The organism is Microcystis sp. BLCC-F209 (genome assembly GCF_041928595.1).
Lineage (GTDB): Bacteria > Cyanobacteriota > Cyanobacteriia > Cyanobacteriales > Microcystaceae > Microcystis.
Genome location: NZ_JBHFLL010000240.1, coordinates 1 through 18,012 on the forward strand (window position 1 = coordinate 1; position 18,012 = coordinate 18,012).

The window sequence follows — 18,012 nt, forward strand, 5'->3', positions numbered from 1 at the left end:
TTATCAGTTATCAGTTATCAGTTATCAGTTATCAGTTATCAGTTATCAGTTATCAGTTATCAGTTATCAGTTATCAGTTATCAGTTATCAGTTATCAGTTATCAGTTATCAGTTATCAGTTATCAGTTATCAGTTAGCTGATTAAGCTGTTCAGGATCGGGAATGTACCTCTTGTGAATCAGAAACGCTATAGATTGTATCAGACTTATCTGAAATGATCATAGCAGTCATTTTAGTAAAAAATCCTAGGGTTAGGGGAAAATCGGCGGCTCTCTTATTATTTGTGTGATAAGTTTAACCTAATACGGGAGCGATCGATCTCTGTGTCCTTTGTGTCTCTGTGGTTCGTTCCATTCACTTGTTCCTGTCACACTGGGAAAATCAACTGTCACTCTAGCTTAATATTCTTTACATAACTTGACAAGGAAAGGGCGAGGTAAAGAGGGAAAATAGATCGAGCTTGTCTTCATCTGCCTAACGATCATGTCTATTGTCACCCTTAACCCCCTTCAATCCCATCAAGATTTAGTCATCGATCCGGGTAAAATCACGGGATTACGGGGAAAAATCACCATCCCTGGCGATAAATCTATATCCCATCGTTCCCTGATGTTAGGAGCGATCGCCGAAGGGGAAACCGTTATTCATGGGTTATTATTGGGCGAAGATCCCCGCAGTACCGCTAGTTGTTTTCGTGCCATGGGTGTGGAAATTTCCCAACTCAACAGCGAGAAAGTAATCGTCAAAGGTAGGGGTTTAGGCAATCTTGAGGAACCCTTAGCAATCCTCGACGCGGGCAATTCCGGCACGACGATCCGCTTAATGTTAGGATTATTGGCTGGTCATCGGGACCGTTTTTTTGTCGTCACCGGTGATGCTTCCCTGCGATCGCGTCCCATGTCCAGGGTGGTGAAACCCCTCAAGGAAATGGGGGCGCAAATTTGGGGCAGAAAAGCCCATTCTTTGGCTCCTTTAGCCGTTTCTGGGGAATCTCTGCAACCGATCCACTACTATTCTCCCGTCGCTTCTGCACAGGTGAAATCCTGTCTTCTCCTCGCTGGACTGTTAACCGAGGGGAAAACCACGATCACGGAACCCGCTTTATCTCGCGATCACAGTGAACGGATGCTGCGCGCTTTTGGGGCAAATATTGAGGTGGATGGGGAGACTAATAGCGTCACGGTGACGGGTTATCCCACTTTAACCGGACAAACGGTGATTGTACCCGGGGATATCAGTTCGGCAGCTTTTTGGTTGGTAGCGGGGGCCATCGTGCCTAATTCTGAGTTATTAATCGAAAATGTGGGAATAAACCCGACTAGAACTGGAGTTTTACAGGTTTTACAGGCAATGGGAGCAGATATCACCCTCGAAAATCAACGGGTGGTGACGGGGGAACCGGTGGCGGATCTGCGAGTGAAATCCAGTCAACTACAGGCAACCACGATCGCCGGTGAGATTATACCCCGTCTGATCGATGAAATTCCGATTTTGGCAGTAGCGGCGGTTTTTGCCCAAGGAACGACAATTATCAAGGATGCTGAGGAATTACGGGTGAAGGAAAGCGATCGCCTGACGGTGATGGCCACCCAACTCGATCGCCTAGGGGCAAAAGTAAGGGAATTACCCGATGGTTTAGAGATTACCGGCGGTACAGGCCTATTAGGCGCGGAAGTGGACAGTTTTACCGATCATCGCATTGCTATGAGTCTAGCGATCGCTGCCCTCAATTCCCGTCAACCCACCACTATCCATCGCGCTGAAGCGGCCGGCATTTCCTACCCCGATTTTTTTAGCACCTTAAAGCAAATTTGTCAAGAGTAGAAATATTAAGTTTTTCTGCGAGTGGGCGAGGAGTCACTGGTAAAATTGCGGGATAAATCACAGAGTAGTAGGCCACCTGTGTGATAATCGAGTTCATCGATCGAAATAGCGGAAAATAGAAGCGTCCCTAACTCGCATTTCCCTGAAAAATATCTCCCCATCTACCCCACTCCCGTCTTCTATTCCCCACCGATAATGGAAATCATCGCCCAATTAGAGAAAGTTTCCTATATTTATCCCGAATCCTCCAATCTAGTGCTTAAAAATATCTCTTTAGCAATTCATCGAGGAGAATTTTTAGGTATTATCGGGCCCACAGGTGCGGGAAAAACTACTCTCTGTTTAACTCTTAACGGTATTGTCCCCCAATTCTACGGAGGGCGTTTTTTGGGTTATGCAACAGTAGCCGGTTTAGATACTTTAACCCATCCCGTTAGCACCTTGGCCCGCTATGTGGGGGCAGTATTTGAAGATCCCGAAACGCAACTTTTAGCCACTTCGATAGAAAATGAAATCGCTTTTACCTTAGAAAATTTACGGCTACCGCGAGAGGAAATTAAAGCGCGTATTCCCAAAGTTTTAGCGGCAGTCCGGTTAGAGGGAATGGAAAAAAAATCGCCGGGGGAACTATCGGGAGGACAAAAACAACGATTAGCGATCGCCGCTGCCCTTGCAGTTCAGCCCGCTTTGTTAATTCTCGATGAACCCACCTCCCAACTGGATCCGGTGGGATCCCAGGAAGTTTTCGCCACCATTAAGGAGTTAAATCGCCATCTCGGTGTCACTATTGTGATGGTCTCCCACGCAGCCGAGGAAATGGCCGAATATGCCGATCGCCTTGTACTATTAAGGGAAGGTGCGATCGAAGCCATGGGAACCCCGGCAGATATCTACTCCCAAGTACAACGTTTACAGGAAAATGCCCTGCGTCCTCCGCAAGTGGCCACTACTTTTGCCTTGATCAATCAAAAAATAGGGGCGGTCGCAACGCGCTCGCTACGCGAGATCGATTCCATTCCTGTCACCCTAGACCGCGGTTTTGCCCGTTTAAATGAGCTTAAATCCTTTTATCATCAAATAACACCAAACCCTCCCTTATCGTCGGTTTCTGACCCCTTAAACCCCATACTGAGGGTAAAAAATCTCTGCCATACCTACCCCGATGGTACTACCGCTTTGCGGGATGTGTCCCTCGATATTGCCGAAGGGGAATATCTGCTGATTATCGGTCAAAATGGCGCAGGAAAAAGCACTTTAGTCAAGCATTTTCTCAATCTTCTCTCGGCAACCACTGGTCAAGTTATGATTGACGGACGTTCGACCGGTAGCTTTTCTGTCAGTGATTTAGCTCGCTCGATCGGTTATGTAGCCCAAAATCCCGATAATCAGATTTTTAACACCACTGTGGAGAAAGAAGTATCATTTGCCATGACTAATCTCGGTTATTCTCCAGAAATCATTATCCAACGCACGGAAGCAAGTCTAGAAGCCATGGGATTGCTAGAATATCGCTCCTATCATCCTCTCTCCTTGCCGAAAGGCGATCGAGCGCGGGTAGTGATTGCGGCAATTTTAGCCATGGAACCGCGTATAGTTGTTTTCGATGAACCCACCACCGGCCAAGATTACCAAGGGGCTAAGGCAATTTTAGAGGTCAGTCGTCAATTACACCAGATGGGCAAAACGGTGATTGTGATCACCCATCACCTCTATTTAATGCCAGAATACGCCGAAAGAGTAATTATCATGGGCCAAGGAACTATCCTTTTAGATGCCCCAATCCGGCAAGCTTATCATCAAACCGATCTCTTAGCCAAAACCTATCTAACTCCACCCCAAGCAGTTTTATTGGCACAAAAATTAGGACAACTTTCCGGTTATCCTAATTCTCTTTTAACTCCCCAGGAAATTGCCGATTGTTTTCAGAGGATTTAGCCTTGAGGCTATTTAACTGTTTCTAAAATCAACTTCGATCGCTTAACATTATCAGGTACAGGAATCGGATAATCGCCATTAAAACAGGCAGTACAGAAGGTTTTCGGATCTTCTTTCGTTGCTGTTAACATCCCATCGTGACTGAGATAAGCTAAACTATCCACCCCGATTTGTGCCTGAATTTGCGCCACCGATTTAGTTGCCGCAATTAACTGCTCTTGATTGTCCGTATCAATGCCATAAAAACAGGGATGAGTCACCGGAGGTGAAGATATTCTCATGTGAACTTCTCTTGCTCCGGCATCGCGTAAAGCTTTAACTAATTTCCGGCTAGTGGTTCCCCGCACGATCGAATCATCAACAATAATAACTCTTTTTCCCTGTAAAACATCCTTTAAAGGATTCAATTTCATCTTAATCCCCGACTCTCTCATGTGTTGAGTTGGTTGAATAAAAGTCCGTCCCACATAACGATTTTTAATCAATCCTTCCGCGTAGGGAATATCAGAAATGCGCGAAAATCCGATCGCAGCCGGAATACCCGAATCGGGAACTCCCATCACCATATCTGCTTCTATCGGCGACTCTTTGGCTAATTGTTCCCCCAAACGTACCCGATAAGTATATAAAGATTCCTCGTGAACAATGCTATCGGGACGAGCAAAATAAATCATCTCGAAAACGCATAATTTTTTCTCCGGTTTCATGGCCCAATCCACCGAAGATAAGCCATCTTCACTAATCCAAACTAATTCCCCCGGCTGCACATCCCGCAGATAATCGGCCCCGATAATATCTAATCCGCAGGTTTCCGAAGCCAAAACATAACGGGGGGGATTGCCTTCTTCTTGCAAAACCCCAATTACTAACGGTCTGACACCATTGGGATCTCGCGCCCCGATAATTCCCGTCGGTGTGCCGATAACAAGGCTGTAGGCCCCGCTACAATAGCTAAAGGCATCGATCGCCGCTTCTATCCAATCCTTGCCACTATCCACTTCCTGCCCGATAGCGACGGCGATCATTTCCGAGTCGGTGGTGGTGACGAGATCACAACCGCGCTTTTCTAATACATTTCTTAACTCAAAAGTATTGACTAAATTGCCGTTATGTGCTAGGGAAAGTTTACCCAAACGGGTTTCGATCACAGCAGGTTGGGCATTGGCCCGACGGCTAGAACCGGTGGTAGAGTAACGAGTATGACCGACGGCGTGAGTACCGGGCAAGGTTTTAAGGACAGTTTCGCTAAAAACTTGGGAAACTAAGCCCATTTCCTTGTAACAATGCACCGTTTCCCCGTCGTAGGTGGCAATACCTGCCGATTCCTGTCCTCGGTGTTGCAGAGCATAGAGTCCAAAATAGGTCAGTTTTGCTACTTCTTCCTCGGGGGCATAGAGTCCAAAAACTCCACAGGCTTCTTCAGGCTTATCGACGCGGTTCAAGAATAGGGATGAGTCGGGATGGCTAGACATGGGAAGGTTGGGGCTTGGGGCTACTTTTGAGACAAAATCTTAACTTATCTTAATCTCTTTTTAACACCTTATTTATGGGGATTTGAGGGATGGGGATTTGGGGGATGGGGAACAGTTATCAGGTGTTGGGTTTTGGGGTTTTAGGGTGTTAGGGTTTTGGGGTTTTGGGGTTTTGGGGTTTTAGGGTTTTGGGGTTTTAGGGTTTTAGCTGAAATTCCCCATTTCCCCATTTCCCCATTTCCCCATTTCCCCATTTCCTCACTCCCGACGACCGACTCCTGTTTACTTCCCTAAAGTCTTCTTTCGATCGCTTTTGACCAAACTTGCTGTATAGTTTCTAGACTAACATCGATCGCCGGTTGTTTATCCCGGTCAAGAATTAAAAGATTATCGCTTTTTTCGCTAACTTTGCCAGTTATTTGCCAATAGTCTCCTAATTGTGTCTTTAGGTATTCTTCCCAATCTTGCTGATTTTCGGGGGAAACGGAGACGATAATGCAACTAGCTAACTCTCCGAATAACACCGCATCAAAACGGCCCTGATGCTGCCAAGAAAGGTCAATTTCCGCCCCTAATTGGCCACTAATACAGCATTCTGCCAGAGCAGTGGCTAAACCCCCCTCCGCGCAATCGTGGGCAGATTTCACCCAACCGGCGCGAATTCCCCGACGACAGGCCGCTTGTACCTTTCTTTCTAACTCAAAATCAATTACCGGCGGTTTTCCCGTCACCAAACCGTGAATAACGGCTAAATACTCCGATGCGCCGATAGTTGGCAAGGAAAAACCCAAAATATAGATTAAATCCCCCGCTTTTTGCCAACCTTGGCCGCAAATTTGCCCTATATCCGGCACTAATCCCACCATACCAATCACGGGAGTCGGATAAATAGACTGGGGGCTGCCAGCTGCATCAACGGTTTCGTTGTACAAAGAGACATTACCCCCAGTTACTGGTGTATTCATTTCCCGACAAGCTTCGGCAATACCCTGACAAGCAGTGGCTAATTGCCAATAACCGATTGAATTCTCTGGACTTCCGAAATTGAGATTATCCGTGACAGCAATGGGGTCAGCCCCAACACAGCTAAGGTTTCTGGCCGCTTCCGCCACGGCCAACTTAGCTCCGTTATAGGGATCAAGATAAACATATCGCGGATTACAATCTGTAGTCGCCGCTACACCTCGCCGAGAATTGGCGGGATTAGCACCCAGAGGACGCACGCGAATCACGGCCGCATCGGCCCCCCCGGGGAGAATAACGGTGTTATTCTGGACTTGATGGTCATATTGACGATAAACCCAGCGTTTTGAGGCAATCGAGGGACTATCAAGCAGTTTTAATAAAATCTGGTTATAGGATTCGGGAATAGGAATAGTAGCATCTTCCCATAATTGAGCTTTTTGGGCGTATTCTGGCGGTTCTGTTAGTAATTCCCGATGATAAATCGGAGTATTATCGGCCAGGGCCGTGGCAGGAATTTCGGCGGCAATTTCCCCTTTAAATAATATACGGACGATCGGTTCTGCAATTACCTGGCCAGCGACCACAGCCTGAAGTCCCCAACGATGGAAAATCTCGATTAATTCGCCTTCTCGTCCCGATTCCGCCACAAATAGCATTCTTTCTTGGGATTCCGATAGCAGATATTCGTAGGGAACCATCCCGGTTTCCCGGACGGGGATTTTATCCAGGTCTAATTCAATTCCCACCCCTCCCTTGGCCGCCATCTCGGAGGTAGAACAGGTGATCCCAGCGGCCCCCATATCCTGGGCCGCCACCACCGCGCCGGTCTTAAATGCCTCTAAACAAGCTTCTATCAGGGATTTTTCCAGAAAAGGGTCGCCCACTTGCACCGCGGGCCGGTCATCCATAGATTTATCGGTTAATTCGGCACTGGCAAAACTCGCCCCTCCCATACCGTCGCGGCCGGTGGTAGAACCAACGTATAAAACCGGGTTTCCTAGGCCTTTTGCCCCAGATTTAACGATTTCCTGGGTTTCCATTAGCCCTAAAGCCATGGCATTAACGAGGGGATTGCCATTGTAGGCATTATCAAAGTATATCTCACCGCCCACCGTGGGAACGCCCACACTATTGCCATAATGACTTATTCCTTCCACGACTCCGGCAAAAATGCGCCGATTGCGGGCATCTTGCAAGTTACCAAAACGGAGGGAGTTGAGGATAGCAATGGGACGGGCCCCCATGGTAAAAATATCCCGCAGGATGCCTCCGACTCCGGTAGCGGCACCTTGTACGGGTTCCACGGCCGAAGGGTGATTATGGGACTCGATTTTAAAGGCTAATCGCAATCCATCGCCTAAATCCACTACTCCGGCATTTTCTCCCGGTCCAACGAGAATTTTTTCGCCGGTGGTGGGGAATTGTTTGAGCAGCGGCCGGGAGTTTTTATAACAGCAGTGTTCCGACCACATCACGCCAAACATTCCTAATTCGGCTTTGTTGGGGTGTCTTCCCAGTCTCTTGACTATTTCTTCGTATTCTTCGGGTTTGATGCCTTCTGAGGCAATTTCTGCGGCAGTGAAGGGGGTAGTCATGGGAAAATGCGATCGAGGGACAAGATTTATTGTATAACGTCTGATGAGATCGAGTTACAATGCCTAGTAAAGGACAAAAAAGTTACAAGGGTTTGCGCTAGTAAAGTTAAGCTAAAGACATAGTTTTATGATCAGTTGGAACGAAACTATGGCAGTAGAAACAGCTTTATCAATGAAAGCCTTATACGATCAGGATTTTGTTCTCTGGGCTTCAAAAACCGCCCAACTTTTAAAGCTAAAAAAGTTTGATGAGGTGGACTGGGAAAATCTGATCGAAGAAGTGGAGTGCATGGGGGAAAAGTGACAGACGGGCCGTAGAGAGTTTATTAACCCAGCTTATCGAACACTTTCTTAAGTTAGCCTATCACAAATCGGAACAGGAGCGAGAAGGAAACGTCTGTCACTGGGTAGGAGAAATCGCCAGTTTCCGAACTCAACTAGGAGAGTGGCTAGAAACCACTACTCTCAGCAACCATGCGCGGGATTATTTTCAAAAAGCCTACTCGAACGCTCGGAAAACTTTAATACAAGCGAAAGCTGTCACTGGCGACGCAATTCCTTCCTGTAGAGCCTCATTTCTCCCTCGAACAGGTATTAGATGGGGAGTGGTTCCAGGTTGATATCGATCATTACCTTAAATGTCGGATGAATGCCCCCGCTAAATTTTTCGACAAGACATCAACCTTTGCGGGGGATGAAAGCCGACCAGGATATTGACTGCGAAGCACGATTTTAATTCTATCATTTGTAGGTAAACTGTATTATACTTAATTTATCCAGGGTCGAGGATTAATCAATGCTAGTCGTAGAAGCGAAGTTAAAAAACGGGACACCAGAACAATACCAAAGACTAGATGAAGCTATCAGAACTTCTCAGTTTGTGCCTAACTCTTGTGTTCGTTAAACGACTAAAAAAAGCACAACGACGGTTATCCAAAAAGTTTCGTAAAGGGAAAAAACAGTCTAATAACTATCACAAGCAACGGACAAAGGTTGCCAAGCTTCACCTTAAAGTATCAAGACAACGTAAAGACAAAGCAATTAAAGACGCTTTGGCGTTAGTCCAGTCTAATATTCAGCAACCCCTACTTATTAATCCGGCCATCGGGCATAGTTGCACCACGGAGGTTAACTCCCATTAGATTAGCACTCATTAACTCGGCACGAGTTAGATTCGCATTACTTAAATCGGCACCGGTGAGATTGGCTCTGGCAAAGAAAGCATCAACTAAATCCGCTTCGCTGAAATTAACTCCTGAAAGATTAGCCCTTCTTAAGTCAGCATGATTCATTCTTGCCCCTTGAAAATTAGCTTGACTAAGATTAGCTCGATCGAGTTTTATTTGAGTCATAATTGCACTATGGAAATTTGCACCCATTGCCTCCGTATCGCTCATTTTTGAGCGCACTAAATTGACTCCTGCTAGATTTGCCCCCACTAAACAAGCCCCGATTAAATTAGCATCAGCAAGTAAAGCATCTTGGAGATTAGCATTAGTTAAATCCGCTTTTCTGAGGTCAACATTGCACAAATTAGCTTCCTTTAAATTGGCTCCTACTAGATTAGCTCGCACCAGATCAACTCCTTTCATATTAGCCCCTTGCAGGTCGGTGCGGTAGAAATTAGCACCTTGTAAATTAGTGTTATGATTCTTCTTTTCCTGACGCATATTTGTTCCCCGCAAACAAGCACCAGTCAGGTTAGCACCACTTAAATCAGCCCCCCGTAAATCCGCACCGATTAAGTTAGCATCAAGTAAAGTCGCTAGGGTTATATCGCTATCACGAAGATTAGCCCCTTGTAGCAGCGCTCCGTGTAAATTGGCACTGCGTAAATCTGCCCCATTTAAGTCAGCTTGGTTGAGACTAGCACCGCTTAAATTAGCTGCCACCAGATTAGCTTGAGCGAGATTAGCCCGGTTAAGATAGGTAAAGAGAAGATTGGCTCCGTGTAGATCTGCTTCATTTAAAACAATGCCAATTAAGTCAGCACCAACTAAATTAACTCCTGGTAATCTTAAGCCACTAAATTGAGTTTCTCCTGCGGCATAACGGGCAATTAATTCGGTGGGTTTCATAGGTGGAATATCCAGAGAAATTTGGGTAAAAAATTAAAGAATTTTTTGTAAAGCTTGCACCAGAATACTGGCGGTCTGAACGTAAGCATCCCTATCCATTTGGTTTTGAGCAATATTGTATAGTTCAATTTCGATATCCTTGAGAGATTTGCTGCTTTGGATCAGTTGTTGTAGTAAATCTTCTAGGGTATAACTTCGCAGGATTGACCAATCTTGACCGCTCCGGTCCCAAGGATGAAATAGGAGCGAGAAAATCAATATTTTGGCTCGTAAAGGATTAGCATACTGGAAAATTTCTAAACGAATTTCAAAGGGGTCGTAGGCAGGAATTTGTGGGAAATTCCTGGGGTTTTTATTTAAGAAAGCTGGCTCGGCAAAATGCAATTCCATGGCTAATTGCGGTTCATTTATATCGATGACCCCAGCGGCAAAATCCACAGGTTCACTTCTAGATGGGGAGAAAGATGCGGTTTTAGTCGCAGAATCAGAATCATTATTTAGATGAACTAGCTGAGGGTTCAAGATTTGACTTTTTGACTCATTATTCTCCTCCTCTTCTTCCTCATCCTTATTAGTGTCGTAAAGAGGCTCTAGCTGGGTAAGAATAATATCGGCTAGTCCTAGGTAGAGAGCTTTTTTATTAATATTTTCGGCAATTTGGTTGAGAGTTTGTCCCAAGCTGAGGAAATTGGGATTGTTTCGCTGCAGTTCTAAAATAATATTGGTTAAGCCATAACTATTAATCACCGCTTGATCGTTTTCCCAACGATTTTTACAAGCGGCAAACATTAGTTTTTGAATTCTCGCCTTCTCTCGATGATTTTCTAGGCTACTAACCACCTGTCTTAATAAATTGTCTTCCTGGTTGTTGACATCATTATTAACGGTGCTAAAGCTAGGGTTAACTTCGAGTTCTACTGGTAATAATTGAGTGTCATGGGTGGCATCAATATTACTATATAATTGACTGATTTGCTCGATAATAACCGTGGCTACGCTCCGATAAACTTGAGGACGATTGAGGGTTTTAACTAATTTATAAACAGAAAAAGTTAATTGTTCTTTACTGGTTTGGAGCCGCACTAACTCCTTCACCAAGTCTTCCATAGCCACAGGGTTTAAAATATTAGGATCATTTTCCCAATATTTTTTACAGATACAAAAGATTAATTTTTTGATCCGTAATTTTTCTTCGTGGCTGTCGAGATAGTGAACTACGTCATTAAAAACGTCGATGGATAATTGCATAGTAACCTCTGATCCGAGAAAGGAGCCAGCTCTCGCACACCTCTACTATAGCGGTATGCTATTGGTCTCTCGCTAGTCCGCTTGCCAGAATATATAAGTTATTCTTAGCCTTTAGTGCCTGAAAATATCCTAGCCTAAAAGCGTGGCACTATTTAGTTCAGGTTGCTGGATCTAGTCTATCTTCTCTAAGAGTACCAAGCCTAATTCCTAAAATTAGCAAAAGATTATTTTTTCGTCTGGCTCGTTTTTAGTACAAGTGTTCGGATAAAATCGGAGTAAAGTCTTTAAGTTTAGGCAATTGATGCCCGATAGGGTTAGAGTAATCGGGGAGAAACTGATTTATCGAGAGGCCATATCATCCCATGCTAGAACTCTACCAATTTGAATTATCTGCCTATTGTGAGAAAGTCCGTCTCATTCTCGACTATAAGGGACTTGCCTATAAAAAAAAGGACGTGGTGCCAGGGGTGGGACAATTGGAATTATTCCGTCTTTCCGGACAGCGCCAGGTCCCCGTCCTCAAGGATGGTGATACCTATATCGCTGACTCGACGGAGATTGCTTTTTATCTCGATCGCAAGTATCCCGAAAAACCAATTATCCCCACAGACCCCCTACAACGGGGTCAATGTTTATTAATCGAAGAATGGGCCGATGAATCCCTCGGATTAAAGGGAAGAACCGCTTTTCTCGGCGCTTTTGCCCAAAATAAAAACTTTCGTACCGCTTTTTTACCCCAGGAAACTCCCGATTTGATGCGCTTGTTGCTGGGTTCTATGCCGGGGGAATTAATTGATATTTTGGGAACGGGTGTAGGTCTGGGAAAAGATGCTATCAATACCGCAAAAAAGGGGCTACAACAGGATTTAGAGGCTTTGAACCTCATTTTAACCAATCGTCCCTATTTAGTCGGGGATCAGCCCAGTTTAGCCGATTTGGCCGTGGCGGGATTAAGTGTACTGCTTCAGTTTCCCCAGGGTTCCTATCTCCACTTACCCAGGGAATTGCAAGGCAAGGGGATTCCAGGGTTAGCCGATAATAGCGCCTACGAGGGCTTTTTTGCTTGGCGCGATCGTCTTTATCGTCAATACCGTCAAACTATCACCCCGGGGGGTTCCACCCCTCCTCTAGATTCCCCCAACTCCATCGAGATCGAATAGCAGAACTTGACTAGGGTGGCGGGGTCTGGGGTGTGGGGTTTGGGGTGTAGGGTGTGGGGTGTGGGGTGTAGGGTGTGGGGTGTAGGGTGTGGGGTGTGGGGAGATTAAATAAAAGCAATCTACTGATCACTGATCACTGATCACTGATTACTGATTACTGTTAAGATTCCCGTAAAACGTAGCCCACACCACGCACGGTATGAATGAGGCGTTTTTGACCACCAGCCTCCATCTTCAGGCGTAAATAGCGAATATACACCTCAATAACGTTTGATTCTCCTTGAAATTCGTCTCCCCAGACATTTTCGAGAATTTGCTCCCTTGATAATACTTCCTTCGGGTGAATCATTAGGTAGCGCAGCAGTTCAAATTCTTTCATCGTCAACTCAATATTTTTGTTTTTATAGGAGAGACGACGACTGGCTAAATCTAATACTAAGTCACCGAAGCGCAATTGTTCGGGGATAGTTTCCAGAGGCTGCAGATAAAAACGGATTAATTTGACAAAAGATTGCGAATTATAGGGTTTGAGAAAATAATCGTCGGCTCCCGCTTCCAAACAGGCGAGACGTTCTTCTAGGGTTTCTTGAGATACTAACAAAATAATATAAACTCGACTCCCCTGGGAACGGAGATGACGACAAAAAGTTACACCCGCTTCCCCCGCTAGGAAGCGATCGAGTATAATCATCGCTGGCTGCCAGCTTTCCACTTCTGGGAAAGCGCTATCAATGCTAGGCACGATCAGGGGGCGATAACCTGCTTCTTTCAAGTCCGCACTGGCTAGTTTAGCGATATTCTCCTCAATTCCCACCAAGAGAATCGAAGAACTCGGGACGGATGTACTCATGAGCGGAAGGGGTAAAGAAATAGAGAAGATAGGGAGGCGACTAGCTAATTATACTTAATTGATTCTTGCCCAACCGATTTGATAAAAAAGTTAACGCTGTGGTGCGTTGGACAAAATTACCATTGATAGACCAACCGGTTACTTGATCGGGGGACGACCAGAGGCTAAGATGATCCACCGGCGGATCCGCATAAAAATTTTCTCCACCGCTACCCAGTAAACAGGAACTCCAATGGGTAAAATAATCGTGACTCAGGCGATAAATGGGAAAATTACCGATTAATGGCACTCCCCACCCGTCCAGAGCTATTAAAGCTGCAATTTTTGCCCCTTGAGCTTGCCAATAATGGGCTAAAGCGATCGCATTTACCACCCCCGCACTAAACCCAATTAAGGTTAGGTCTTCTCCCGGTGAAAAAGCTTCATTTAAGCAAGCAAAAGGCGAAATAATAATATAGCGACTTAATTTGACCGATTGGCTCCCCAGATGTCCTAAAAAATTCTCGGTCAATCTAGAATCATGAAAACCTGTACAAATTACCAAAGACATAAAGTTAAGTAAAAATCTATGAGGGGTCAGTTATCAGTTATCAGTTATCAGTTATCAGTAATCAGTAATCAGTCATCAGTCATCAGTTTTTTCTCCCTGCTCCCCTACTCCGTCTCCCCACACCCCACACCCTACACCCTACACCCCACACCCCACACCCCACACCCCACTTCCTCACTTCCCCACTTCCCCACTTCCCCACACCCCACTTCCCCACTTCCCCACTCTGCCATAACTACTCCTGCATACTTTGTGCTTTTTGTCAAAAAAACTTTTTTTTTGCAATAAAACTACACAAAAAAAAGATCATCGTTGTGGGTGAAATTGACCGATTTACCTGTCGTAATTGGGATCACCCTCTAGGTGTGGCAAGGGTTTCAACCATTGCTGCCCAAAAAAGCACAAAATAACCCATTATGAAATTCAGTAAAATCGCTGTAACCATGATAACATCGTTGTTAAATAAAAATCTTTCTCAATTAATTCTTAAGAATTTGTAAATATTGCGGAATGTTAATTTAAATATTCTCAAGTCTTTGGAGTCAATAAATAATTTTTACTTATCTTTGTCGAACATTGGGTGAGAAGGCAGGAAGCAGCTTTTTTCTCCCTGCTCCCTGCTCTCTGCTCCCTGCTCCCTTCTTCCCAATTCATAATTCATAATTCATAATTCATAATTCCCCAATGGCCAATCAAGGTTGGATTTATCGAGATAAAATTAGCAGAAATCAGGCAGGATTAAGCCTATTAGCCTACTATACGGGCAAATATCCCCATTCTAGCCCAGAAGAATGGCTCGATCGCATTTTATCAGCAGCAATTCTCGTCAACGGTCGTCCCGCTTGCCCCGATACAATCTTGGAAATCGGGCAGCAATTGACCTATCAGCGCCCGCCCTGGACAGAACCGGATGTACCGCTCCTTTTTGAGGTACTCTACGAGGATGCCGAGGTGTTAGTGGTGGCGAAACCTTCGGGATTACCCGTGTTAGCGGGGGGTGGATTTCTCGAACATACTCTTATCCATTTGGTACATCAGCATTATGCCGAGGTCACTCCCTATCCGATTCATCGTCTTGGTCGCGGCACTTCGGGCATAGTCTTAATGGCGAAATCAAAGCCCGCCAGAGCTAAATTGAGTCAACAGATGCGGGAGGGGAAAATTACCAAAATATATCGAGCTTTAGTTGGTCAGGGCGACATACCAGATAATTTTACTATTAATCAAGCGATCGGGAAAATCGCCCATCCCATTTTAGGCTACGTTTACGGTGCGCTCACAGATGGGTTATCGGCCCGCAGTGATGGTCGAGTCTTAAAAAAACATCCCGATAGTACCCTATTAGAAGTAGAAATTTTTACGGGCAGACCCCATCAAATTCGCATTCATCTGGCCTTTTTTGGCTATCCTTTAATCGGTGATCCCTTGTATGGCGTGGGAGGATTACCGCGACCGGATGCAGTGCCGGGAGATTGTGGTTATTATCTCCATGCCAATCAAATCCTTTTCAATCATCCCAGTACAGGGGAAAGAATCTCTATTTCCTGTCAGCCGCCACCAGAATTAGTCAATAGACTTCTTGCAGAAGTCAGGCAACAGAAAGAAGAATAGATGCTTTCAGCATCAGGATTGATTACTTTTTGACTTTTGCAAGAGGTTTAATAGCGCAAATCTCCAAATCTAGCAATATTTAGGGTTGGCTGAACAAATCTAAAAACCTTGTGGGATAATATCTTTAGGCTTTTTTGATCTCAAAAAGTGCCAGTCGAGAGTGATCGGGGCGAAAATTGAGGGACTTTTTCCCTGAAAATTGGGTAATTGACCGTCTGAAAATGGGTAAAACCCCACACCCCACACCCCACACCCCACACCCCACACCCTACACCCTACACCCCACACCCTGCACCCAGGAAAAACTTTTTGCCGCAGACCCTATTTAAACCCCCCCAAGCCGGATGACAAGCGATCACTAAAAGACCACTTCGGTAATCACACCCTCAATCGCTCCGAAGCGAGAGCGAGAACCTAAGACAATTCGATACAATATTGTCAACAAGCATTAAGCGATTTAAACTATCGATCGAAGGTAAAAGTCCCGAAGTTATCGAAATCTAGGGGGAGACAAAAACAAGCATGGGTAGAGTAGTAGGCATTGATCTAGGGACAACTAACTCCGTCGTCGCCGTGATGGAAGGCGGAAAGCCGGTGGTCATCGCCAACTCGGAGGGCATGAGAACCACCCCTTCTGTGGTCGGTTTTAATAAAGATGGGGAGTTAGTGGTCGGTCAAATGGCCCGGCGACAAGGGGTACTCAATCCCCAGAACACCTACTATGGAGTCAAACGCTACATAGGTCGTCGCTACTCGGAATTAAACCCCGAATCGAAGCGCGTCCCCTACACCATCCGCCGGGATGAGATGGGCAATATCAAAATTAAATGCCCCCGTCTGCAAAAAGAATTCGCCCCTGAAGAAATTTCCGCCCTAGTTTTACGCCGATTAGCCGAAGAAGCCAGCCGTTATCTAGGGGAAGAAGTCACCGGGGCCGTAATCACTGTCCCCGCCTATTTTAATGACTCCCAACGTCAAGCCACCCGGGATGCGGGCCGAATTGCGGGGTTAGAAGTGATGAGGATTCTCAACGAACCCACCGCCGCTGCCCTAGCCTACGGTCTCGATGAACAGGAAAGCAAGAAAATCCTCGTTTTTGACCTGGGGGGCGGTACTTTTGATGTTTCTATCCTGGAAGTGGGTGACGGCGTTTTTGAGGTGAAAGCCACCAGTGGCGACACCCAATTAGGCGGTAATGATTTCGATAAAAGAATCGTCGATTGGTTAGCCAATCAATTTTTGGAACAGGAAGGCGTGGAGCTGCGCCAAGACCGGCAAGCACTACAAAGACTGACAGAAGCGGCAGAAAAAGCCAAAATTGAACTGTCTGGGGTCAGTGTCACCGATATTAATCTACCCTTTATCATCGCCACGGAAGACGGGCCCAAACACATCGAAACTCGCCTGAGTCGGGCCCAATTTGAGGAATTATGTGGCGATTTAATCAGTCGTCTCCGTCGTCCTCTCAAACGGGCCCTTTCTGATGCCGGTTTGTCCCCCGTCCAACTAGACGAAGTGGTACTGGTGGGCGGCGGCACGCGGATGCCGGTGGTGAAGGATTTGGTGCGGAGTTTTATCGATAGGGAACCCAATCAAAATGTTAACCCTGATGAGGTTGTAGCGGTCGGGGCGGCTATTCAAGCGGGAATTTTGGGCGGCGAGGTCAAAGACGTGCTGCTCCTCGATGTGACCCCTTTATCCTTGGGTTTAGAAACCATCGGCGGTGTGATGAAAAAGTTAATCCCCCGCAATACCACTATTCCCGTCCGCAGATCTGACCTTTTTTCCACTTCCGAAAATAATCAAACTGTGGTGGAAATTCACGTTTTGCAGGGGGAAAGGGAAATGGCCAGCGATAATAAATCCCTGGGACGTTTTAAATTAACCGGTATCCCCCCCGCACCCCGGGGTATTCCCCAAGTGCAGGTGTCCCTCGATATCGATGCTAACGGCATTCTACAAGTCACCGCTAGGGATAAAATGACCGGACGGGAGCAAAGTGTCACCATTCAAGGAGCTTCTACCCTCAGCGAAGGGGAAATTAACCGCATGATCGGCGATGCTGCCCGATTTGCCGAAGCAGATCGTACCCGTCGCGAAAAGGTCGATAAACGCAATCGCGCCCGCTCTCTGGTGGATCAAGCCCAACGACGCTTAAAAGATGTTACTCTCGATTTTGGTAATGAGTTCACCCGTTCCTATCGTCGTCAAATTGAGTCTTTGAGTACGGAAATTATCGACGCTTTGGAGAAAAATGATGACCGTCGCCTCGATCGCGCCCAGGCGGACCTACAGGATGTTATCTATGAATTAAATCGCGAGGTACGGCTACAATACGACGAGGAAGACGAGGGCTTTTTTAGCGCTATTCGCAAGACTTTTACTGGAGATAAGGAAGATGATCTTCCCTCCGAACCGCGTCGCGATCGTTATCGTCAGGATTATCGTCCCACTACACCGGGTTATCAAAGTGATTATCGACCCAATTATTCGGCTAATCAAGATAGTTATCGCCCCCGCAATCAGGACAATTACTACAATGGCCGCGATAGCGATTGGCAAAGTCCCCCCCGTTCGGAGGAAAAAAGTTATAACAATAGTAAAAGTAACCGCAGCAGCGGCAATCGTTCCCGCAATATCCCCACCCAAAATAACTGGGATGATGACGATGATGATTGGTTTTAATCAGTGATCAGGGAACAGTAATCAGTAAACAGTAATCA

The 18,012-nt window shown here is 45.9% G+C and carries 11 protein-coding genes and 2 pseudogenes; 7 read left to right on the plus strand and 6 right to left on the minus strand.

The window, feature by feature from the left end; all coding sequences use genetic code 11:
• The first annotated feature begins 483 nt into the window (after positions 1-483).
• Positions 484-1,824: a 3-phosphoshikimate 1-carboxyvinyltransferase gene (gene aroA, locus ACE1AQ_RS15260; RefSeq protein WP_110544685.1), complete on the plus strand. Its 1,341-nt coding sequence runs from the start codon at positions 484-486 to the stop codon at positions 1,822-1,824.
• 195 nt (positions 1,825-2,019) lie between these two features.
• Positions 2,020-3,759 carry an ABC transporter ATP-binding protein gene (locus ACE1AQ_RS15265; protein WP_374808709.1) on the plus strand — a complete coding sequence of 580 codons (1,740 nt, stop codon included), beginning with the start codon at positions 2,020-2,022 and terminating at the stop codon, positions 3,757-3,759.
• A gap of 8 nt (positions 3,760-3,767) precedes the next feature.
• Here ACE1AQ_RS15265 and purF read toward each other — a convergent pair whose 3' ends face one another.
• Positions 3,768-5,231: an amidophosphoribosyltransferase gene (purF, locus tag ACE1AQ_RS15270; protein ID WP_110544680.1), complete on the minus strand. Its 1,464-nt coding sequence runs from the start codon at positions 5,229-5,231 to the stop codon at positions 3,768-3,770.
• A gap of 290 nt (positions 5,232-5,521) precedes the next feature.
• Positions 5,522-7,792, minus strand: coding sequence for a phosphoribosylformylglycinamidine synthase subunit PurL (purL, locus tag ACE1AQ_RS15275; protein WP_110544678.1), 2,271 nt, complete (start codon positions 7,790-7,792; stop codon positions 5,522-5,524).
• 148 nt (positions 7,793-7,940) lie between these two features.
• Between purL and ACE1AQ_RS15280 the strand changes: the two are divergent.
• Together ACE1AQ_RS15280 and ACE1AQ_RS15285 are read left to right on the plus strand one after the other, a co-directional pair.
• Positions 7,941-8,425: pseudogene (locus tag ACE1AQ_RS15280) on the plus strand (DUF29 domain-containing protein); the annotation flags it as partial.
• 269 nt (positions 8,426-8,694) lie between these two features.
• Positions 8,695-8,865, plus strand: a pseudogene (locus tag ACE1AQ_RS15285) (transposase); the annotation flags it as partial.
• A 12-nt stretch (positions 8,866-8,877) separates the two neighbouring features.
• Here the strand turns inward: ACE1AQ_RS15285 and ACE1AQ_RS15290 are convergent.
• Both ACE1AQ_RS15290 and ACE1AQ_RS15295 read right to left on the minus strand, forming a co-directional pair.
• Positions 8,878-9,870 (minus strand): pentapeptide repeat-containing protein, encoded by a 993-nt coding sequence (locus ACE1AQ_RS15290; RefSeq protein ID WP_008203086.1) that lies wholly within the window; start codon positions 9,868-9,870, stop codon positions 8,878-8,880.
• Between the two features lie 33 nt (positions 9,871-9,903).
• Positions 9,904-11,118, minus strand: a complete 1,215-nt coding sequence (locus tag ACE1AQ_RS15295) for a hypothetical protein (RefSeq protein ID WP_008203084.1) — start codon at positions 11,116-11,118, stop codon at positions 9,904-9,906.
• 362 nt (positions 11,119-11,480) lie between these two features.
• On the opposite strand from ACE1AQ_RS15295, the gene ACE1AQ_RS15300 reads away from it, so the two are divergent.
• Positions 11,481-12,278, plus strand: a complete 798-nt coding sequence (locus ACE1AQ_RS15300) for a glutathione S-transferase family protein (RefSeq protein ID WP_008203081.1) — start codon at positions 11,481-11,483, stop codon at positions 12,276-12,278.
• A gap of 160 nt (positions 12,279-12,438) precedes the next feature.
• On the opposite strand, the gene nblR is transcribed toward ACE1AQ_RS15300, so the two are convergent.
• Both nblR and ACE1AQ_RS15310 read right to left on the minus strand, forming a co-directional pair.
• A complete protein-coding gene (gene nblR / locus ACE1AQ_RS15305; RefSeq protein WP_106909258.1) occupies positions 12,439-13,128 on the minus strand; it encodes a response regulator transcription factor NblR in 690 nt (229 codons plus the stop codon).
• A 40-nt stretch (positions 13,129-13,168) separates the two neighbouring features.
• Entirely contained in the window at positions 13,169-13,678 is a 510-nt protein-coding gene (locus ACE1AQ_RS15310; protein WP_106909257.1) for a hypothetical protein, read from the minus strand.
• Between the two features lie 684 nt (positions 13,679-14,362).
• Between ACE1AQ_RS15310 and ACE1AQ_RS15315 the strand changes: the two genes are divergently transcribed.
• Together ACE1AQ_RS15315 and dnaK are read left to right on the plus strand one after the other, a co-directional pair.
• Positions 14,363-15,289 carry an RluA family pseudouridine synthase gene (locus tag ACE1AQ_RS15315; RefSeq protein WP_106909256.1) on the plus strand — a complete coding sequence of 309 codons (927 nt, stop codon included), beginning with the start codon at positions 14,363-14,365 and terminating at the stop codon, positions 15,287-15,289.
• A 522-nt stretch (positions 15,290-15,811) separates the two neighbouring features.
• A complete protein-coding gene (gene dnaK, locus ACE1AQ_RS15320; protein WP_110544676.1) occupies positions 15,812-17,974 on the plus strand; it encodes a molecular chaperone DnaK in 2,163 nt (720 codons plus the stop codon).
• Positions 17,975-18,012 lie beyond the last annotated feature (38 nt).